Here is a 1,863-nt window from a genome sequence, read left to right as displayed (position 1 = left end):
CTTTACAGTTTGTACACCTCCGCGTGGGAGGTGCTCTGGTCCATATTATTACATCAATTAAAATGAAATTATTGAGCTATTTTTTCAGAAAGGAAACCATGTTGTCCGACTATGCCCTTGCCTGTGCGGAGAATGCCCGTGCGCATGGCTGCCATAGCCGGGCAGAGAACTATGTCACGGCCGTCCGGGCCTTTACATCAACAATCGGGGATATGCCGCTTGGTCAAGTCACGGAGAAGACCGTCATGATCTTCGAACAGAAACTCGCTGACCGCGGCCTCTGCATGAACACCATCTCTTGTTATATCCGTTGTCTGCGGGCTGTCTACAACAAGGCTGTGGCCGACGGACGCTGCAAGGACCGGATGCCGTTCCGTCATGCCTTTACCGGCCAAGAACGTACGGCCAAGCGGTCGCTCACCGAAGCAGAACTCAAGAAGATCCTTCATCTCCCTCTTCCAGAAGACTCCCCGCTGGCATTGACCCGTGATCTCTTTGCTTTCTCTTTCTATGCGCTGGGGATGCCCTTTGTCGATGTCGTCCATCTGCGGAAAGAACAGATCAGCGGCAACGTCGTGGTCTATCATCGACAGAAGACGGGGCAGATGGTCCGCGTCCCACTGTCTGAGGCGGCACAGGAAATCCTTCAGCACTACAACAATCCGTCTGCCTATGTCTTTCCCGTTCTGAAAAATGAGAGCAGAAAGGAATATGTCCGGGCACTGGGACAGTATAACCGGCATCTGAAACGGCTGGCGAAGATGGCCGGACTGTCCGTCAATCTCACGTCCTATTGCGTGCGACATAGTTGGGCAAGTATGGCTTACCGATCCTCGGTATCCATCAATACGATCTCCCAGGCCCTCGGACATACCAACACGAATACGACCATGACGTATATCCGCGAACTTGATGATGAGTATATGCGCCTGGAGAATGAGAAAATCATCCACCGACTGAATGGACTCCCTTCTTCGGAGCATGCCTAGTCATGATCCTATGGTAGGTGGCCGCCATGTTGCGGCCACGCACCATAGAATCTGTGTATGATAAATGTCAGGGCGAGGACCTACTGACTGAAAAAAGACCGAATTTTTCCTCCGATGATTTTCAGGTTCTGGAAAATAAGAGTCGAAAATGACAAGTACACTTTACAAAATAACGACCCGAAGATCCTGTCCTTCGGAGAAAATCTCATAAACATGGTGTTTACAAGATTCTCTTTCGTAGATACGATCGTAAACATCGTGTTTATCACTCAAAAATAACGTCCAAAATAGCCCCTTTTTGATGAAAAAATGCGCCATTTTGGAGGATTTTATGAATTTTGATGCAAAATATTCTTTCGTTTTTCAGAGAGAAATTTGTATCTGCCTGAAACACAGAAACATACTAAACAGGCTCAAAATTCGCGTATTTGAATCCTACTGCCCGCATGAAAGATTTCATGCGCTGTATAATCCTTTACCTGATGTCAATTTTGAGGGAGTGACGGATCGTAATGACTGTGTCTCTCCGGTCAGTACGAAGACAGACGGACGTAACAATCGTCTCCAAAAGATAAATTCTAATGAAACGTAAGGTTTAAATTTCAAAACGAAACATTGTTCTGTATATTCTTTCTGATTTTATACAATTCAATCTACATTTTGATTAATATTTGTTAATTCCGAGCGGTTTTAATTAAATTTATTTGTGATATTCATAATCTTGCAGTAAATTTGCAAAATCTAACGTATACAGGGTAAAATTGGTATCATTATGATATCACCTCCCACGCGGAGGTGTACAAACTGTAAAGGGGTTCTGACGATAGGACAAAGATAGAGAAAAAAATAAATATTATTATTATTGTTGTAATAA

General features: G+C 44.6%; 1 protein-coding gene. It reads left to right on the top strand.

Going from position 1 to position 1,863, the window contains the following annotated elements; all coding sequences use genetic code 11:
• The first annotated feature begins 98 nt into the window (after positions 1-98).
• Positions 99-989 carry a tyrosine-type recombinase/integrase gene (locus G604_RS14530; RefSeq protein WP_051220418.1) on the top strand — a complete coding sequence of 297 codons (891 nt, stop codon included), beginning with the start codon at positions 99-101 and terminating at the stop codon, positions 987-989.
• Positions 990-1,863 lie beyond the last annotated feature (874 nt).

It is taken from the genome of Prevotella sp. AGR2160, from assembly GCF_000424185.1.
GTDB lineage: Bacteria > Bacteroidota > Bacteroidia > Bacteroidales > Bacteroidaceae > Prevotella.
The sequence above is the reverse complement of the archived record's forward strand: the minus strand, read 5'-3'. Positions and strand labels throughout refer to the sequence as shown.

Excerpts from the sequence above, each read along its gene's own strand:
- G604_RS14530 (WP_051220418.1), top strand. The coding sequence starts at position 99 with ATGTTGTCCGACTATGCCCTTGCCTGTGCGGAGAATGCCCGTGCGCAT.